The organism is Flavihumibacter solisilvae (genome assembly GCF_000814475.1).
In the GTDB taxonomy this organism is placed as follows: Bacteria; Bacteroidota; Bacteroidia; order Chitinophagales; family Chitinophagaceae; genus Flavihumibacter; species Flavihumibacter solisilvae.
Map to the genome: position 1 here is coordinate 1 of NZ_JSVC01000050.1, position 4,844 is coordinate 4,844.

At 38.4% G+C, this 4,844-nt stretch carries 6 protein-coding genes and 1 tRNA gene; 4 read left to right on the top strand and 3 right to left on the bottom strand.

Annotated features, from left to right (window positions below):
- Positions 1-719 (top strand): helix-turn-helix domain-containing protein (locus OI18_RS23285; protein ID WP_039144718.1); only part of this gene is annotated, 719 nt, incomplete at its 5' end.
- Positions 720-924: 205 nt separating this feature from the next.
- Here OI18_RS23285 and OI18_RS23290 read toward each other — a convergent pair.
- Together OI18_RS23290 and OI18_RS25260 are read right to left on the bottom strand one after the other, a co-directional pair.
- Entirely contained in the window at positions 925-1,383 is a 459-nt protein-coding gene (locus OI18_RS23290; RefSeq protein WP_052273525.1) for a transcriptional regulator, read from the bottom strand.
- Positions 1,384-1,436: 53 nt separating this feature from the next.
- Positions 1,437-1,730: a type II toxin-antitoxin system HigB family toxin gene (locus OI18_RS25260; RefSeq protein ID WP_039144721.1), complete on the bottom strand. Its 294-nt coding sequence runs from the start codon at positions 1,728-1,730 to the stop codon at positions 1,437-1,439.
- A 268-nt stretch (positions 1,731-1,998) separates the two neighbouring features.
- Here OI18_RS25260 and OI18_RS23300 point away from each other — a divergent pair.
- A tRNA-Leu gene (locus OI18_RS23300) sits at positions 1,999-2,080 on the top strand.
- A gap of 270 nt (positions 2,081-2,350) precedes the next feature.
- Here OI18_RS23300 and OI18_RS23305 read toward each other — a convergent pair.
- On the bottom strand, positions 2,351-2,593 hold the full coding sequence (locus OI18_RS23305) for a hypothetical protein (RefSeq protein ID WP_039144724.1): 243 nt from the start codon (positions 2,591-2,593) through the stop codon (positions 2,351-2,353).
- A gap of 161 nt (positions 2,594-2,754) precedes the next feature.
- On the opposite strand from OI18_RS23305, the gene OI18_RS24110 reads away from it, so the two are divergent.
- Together OI18_RS24110 and OI18_RS23315 are read left to right on the top strand one after the other, a co-directional pair.
- Positions 2,755-3,921 (top strand): RelA/SpoT domain-containing protein, encoded by a 1,167-nt coding sequence (locus OI18_RS24110; RefSeq protein ID WP_052273526.1) that lies wholly within the window; start codon positions 2,755-2,757, stop codon positions 3,919-3,921.
- 105 nt (positions 3,922-4,026) lie between these two features.
- Positions 4,027-4,797 carry a hypothetical protein gene (locus OI18_RS23315; RefSeq protein ID WP_152616958.1) on the top strand — a complete coding sequence of 257 codons (771 nt, stop codon included), beginning with the start codon at positions 4,027-4,029 and terminating at the stop codon, positions 4,795-4,797.
- Positions 4,798-4,844 lie beyond the last annotated feature (47 nt).

Here is a 4,844-nt window from a genome sequence, read left to right on the forward strand (position 1 = left end):
ATGCCACACATGATGTATTTTTCATTTGCCCGGGAGACCACCACTATTTTGACATCATGGAATGTACCCGGTTTGCATCCATCAAGTTTACAGACAACTACTTTCATAAGCATACCGCTGAAAGCATTATACTTCATTCACCCCAGGTGGTGATGCAGCATAAACAACTAAAAGAAACCAAACCTGATTTTTCTCCCCGGGAAAAAACCATTTTAAGAAATGCAGTAGAAAATATTGTATCTTATTACGATGACCCCCTGATTGCCACTTCTCCCTTTGTCTTTTACCAGATCCTGTCCATTCTTGGATTAACCAGGGAAGTAGTGGGCAAGTCAAATGAAACCTCATCGATGCAATTGAATGTTCCTTTGGATGAACAAATTATATCGTACATCCATCAACACATTTACTCGCCCGCAATGATTGCAATAAAATCCATTTCAAATCATTTCAACATTTCGTCTGCTTATTTTAGTACTTTCTTTAAGAAAAACTATGGTGACAGTTTTAGATCCTACGTTAATAAATACCGCGTATCATTAATCCAGAACAGGCTCAGGTCAAACCAGGTGACGCTTAAACAAATTGCCGACGAATTTGGCTTTACCGACGAAAGTCACCTTTCTCACTTTTTCAAAAACCAGACAAACATTACACCAGGTATGTTCCGGCAAAGTGCATACGGAACATGTGGCGGTCTGGCAAATTGTTTAAACTGAGAATACCTTTCCGAATTTTAGATTCAGAAAGGTTTTGCACTATCGGCAGCTGTATATTACTATTACTGTCTTCGTTGACCGAAAACGAGGAAGGATACCTGCTGGATGTATTCACGCATCCCGATCACCGCGGAAAGGGCTTTCACAAGCCTTTACGCCTGGTGAAAGCCCAAACTTCGATTTAGAAATTTCATTTTTGACGAAATCAGATTGCCTTCAATATCACATTAGCATCTACCGACAGTTTCTCATGAATCGCTTTAACAAATAGTATGTCGGGCTTTTGCTTACCATTCATGATTAGTGAAAACTTAGCATCGCTTACTCCTAACAATTTGGCGGCAAAATTTTGCTTTATGTGTAATTGTAATAGCCTGATACGAATAATTTCCTGGAGTGAGGACGGCAATGGCATAGGATCATGCAAATCTTCAAAGGCTTCAGCTGCTGCTGCAAGCACTGTTAGTCTCTTCAATTCCCCTGCTGTGAGATTGGCCTCGCCACGCTTCATCAAGCTGTCTATTTCCTGCATGGTCAGGTCATAGGCTTCTTTACTTTGGATGATATTTTTTTTGATTGGTGTCTTTACAGTTTTTTTCACTGCAGTTTTCCTTTTCACACTTCTCCTTCTCGTCACAGACTTTTTTTCAATAACTTCTTTCATGATTGCATATTGCAAGATCAATAACACCCCTTTGATCCAAGGGGATTATCCACTTACAGGTCGGATAATTTGACCCTGTCATAGGCCGAATGTGGACCAACAAATCGAATGTATATGGTACGGGTTTTAAAAAATATCCTGGCAATAATTCTGAACTTATTACCGTGAATATCGAACACATACAAGTCGTTTCCCACATAGTCAGTTTTGGGAAGCTGTCTTTTAAGAGCTCCTAAATTCTCCCAGTTGTATTCTTTACAAATCGAATACCACCGTAAGATCGCGTCCTCAGATAGTGGATTTTGCCTTATAAACTCCTTTAAAATCGTCTTGCTTATAATAACCATAATTCTTGTCCTGGCAGGTTAAAATATTCCTCGATCGATCAATCAGGATTGGGCATATTGCTACTCTGTTGAGGGTGACACAAATCTAAATTTTTATTTAGATTTTCTAAATTATTTTTTATTCCCCATAATTGTAATTTCCTTTTTTTTAAGCTACTACCTTAATCCACCTTATTGACGCATAAACCAATGCAAATTTTTTCCTCCCGAAACTTGGTAGAAATTGATCTTTCTGTATATTTGCACCCCGTTACGCAAATAACGGAATGCCCAGGTGGCGAAATTGGTAGACGCACCGTCTTCAGGTGGCGGCGCCGCGAGGTGTGCTGGTTCGAATCCAGTCCTGGGCACAAAAAGCCCCGACGATAGTCGGGGTTTTTTTATGGGCAAGCGTTGAAAGATAGTTTTCATAAGCTGGCCCATAAAAAAACCGACGGCGCGATAGCGACGCGGGGCTTTTGAGTACGCCCCTCGCAGGAGTACCTGGATCATGCAATAATCCAGTCCTGGGCACAAGCATTAAAAAAAAACATGATAGCAATAGCTTTCAGGGGTTTTTTCTTTCTGGGGGGACGATACAGGAGACAGATTGAGTATGAATTGAATTATGGCTAGGCGCTTCAATCTCTTATTAGCCAAACTTCTGAATCGATTGGTACATCTTCCTTTAATAATTCCTTGCCTACTAAAATTGAGTGATCTCCGAAACTGATACCTCTAATTATGGTTTCAACTATTGTATTATCCGGACGAACAATCTTTATTTTATCACCTACTTTCACTTTTTGGTCACCGAATCCCGGAGTTAAAGTAAGACCACGATCTGTTATCATAAATGTGTCTTCTACTTTAAAAAGATACATATAGTTGCTTTTTGATACTAAATATAAAGTGTTATTGGTAATTAAATTATAACCCATTGATAGCTAATGCTTTCAAGGGGTTTGTTTTTTTGAGGGACGAAATAGGGGACGCTATGTCCCTTTGGATTTTTGTTATATTTTGAAGCATTGAAACTGTATTTATGAAACCCACACTAATGTTGAGCCAAGAAGATTTTCTAAAAAAATACAACATTTCGGAAGATCGATTCACTGAGTCGGGGCTTGACTGGAATGAACTTGCTTCAATTTATTCAGACTATTCTGAGTATATGACCGGTTTGGAACCGACAGCCCAGTTTGTTATGAATTTGCTTATGAAAGCAAAAGATGTCCATTCCGTAAGATATAGGATTAAAAATCCTGAGCATTTAATTGACAAAATCATAAGAAAAAAACTCAACGACCCGACTTTAAATATTACAGTTTCAAATTATAAGAAGGAGGTTACAGATCTTATTGGGTTAAGAGCGCTTCACCTTTTCAAAGAAGACTGGGCAAGGGTACATGATTATATTAATCAAAAATGGAATCAGCATGAACAACCTACAGCAAATTTTCGGAAAGGTGATTTGGAAAAGGATGGACTTAATTATTTTATAGAAAAAGGGTGCCGACTAAATGAGCACAAATTTGGTTATCGATCAGTACACTATGTTATTGAAGTACAGCCTATCAAAGAAAAGATCTTAATTGAAATACAAGTCAGAACAATCTATGAAGAAGCATGGTCAGAAATTGATCACACAATTCGATACCCCAATAATGTTGACGATTTAATTTATTCGAAATTTTTGATGATCCTTAACCGACTTTCGGGAAGTGCCGATGAAATGGGTTCATTCCTTATGTTTTTACAAGAGGAATTAAATTCGGAAAGGACAAGGTACCGTACTTTGGCAATTGAGCACCAGAACGCTTTGGATAAATTAGAACAAACAATTTCATCTTCGAAAATGACAAGGGCCGAATTGACTACCGCAAAAGCGGAGTTAGAGAGGCTAAGGACACCAGTTTCAACTGGACTCTTTAATTTTAGTAACAATCCTGAGCCTAAGTATGTGTCAACTTTGTTTGACGTTGCAACAAGTTTGCATGGAAGAATTGCTCCGCTTATTCAATCAGCACAAAAGCTTCAATCTTATTCAAATGTTGTAAAGTTGCCCGAGTTTTTACATGGTGTTAGGGAGCCTGTAAAACTTAAGGAAGTGAAGAATGAAAATATAGAGGTGAAAGAGAAACCTAAAGCACAGAAGCAATCTAAAAAAGCGGTACCGGTTAGAACACCAAGAAAAAAGAAAAGTACGTGATCGTAAGTACGTAAGAATAGTTCGAGTCAGGCGGCTGTGTTCCCCAATCGAAACTTGGAGTAACTTATACTAAGTATGCCTAATGTAACAACTCAACCAATCAATATGAATTACATTCTTTCAACCTTACTCTTATTGATAACAACAACTACTTATTCACAGGATTGTACTAAAGCATTACTGGCACATAAGCCCGGCACCTGGAAAGCGGGTCAACAAGGTTCTATTGTTAATGTAAAGGCAGCAGATTTAGCAAAAGAAAAATCAGTGATTGCTGCTATTCACAAAATGGTATCTGCAAGCTATAAACCAACCGGATGCCAAATTTCTTACAGTACTGTGTATGGAAAGGGTTTGCCTGCAGCCAGCAACTGGATTGCAGACCCCTATCATTATTCAATGTATGTCCTGAGATACCTATGCGATCAGCAGAGTGCAGATAAATCAAAGTATTATGTTGACTACTCCACTCCTACTACGGTGAACATTACGGCCAATGTTATGTACTGGTTGAATAACCTTTACGCTGCTGATATTGCGACTGATGATTTTAGAGGATACCTGAAACTGAAAGCAATGCCGGTAAAAAAAGACGACTATTATTTTATGGGAGAAGAGGTAGTAGGCGACAGCCACCTGGAAAACAAAATAAAAGAATACCGCTGGTTAATTACCTATGGCGATACGCTTCCGTTCTCCATTATAAGCCGGAAAGATTATTTATTGATACAAAGAAAAAGATTAGAAAAAGCAGTAAAAGAGAATCCCGGTGAAAAAACATACCTGGACCAATATTTTAAAAACATTGATCAATACTGTAGGCTTCCCCACTCTCCGGCCAGCAGAATTAGAGTTATCAATTACTTGAATTGTTAACTTTAAATCTCGAAATGAAACGTAAGAATCACACCGAAAGTCAAATT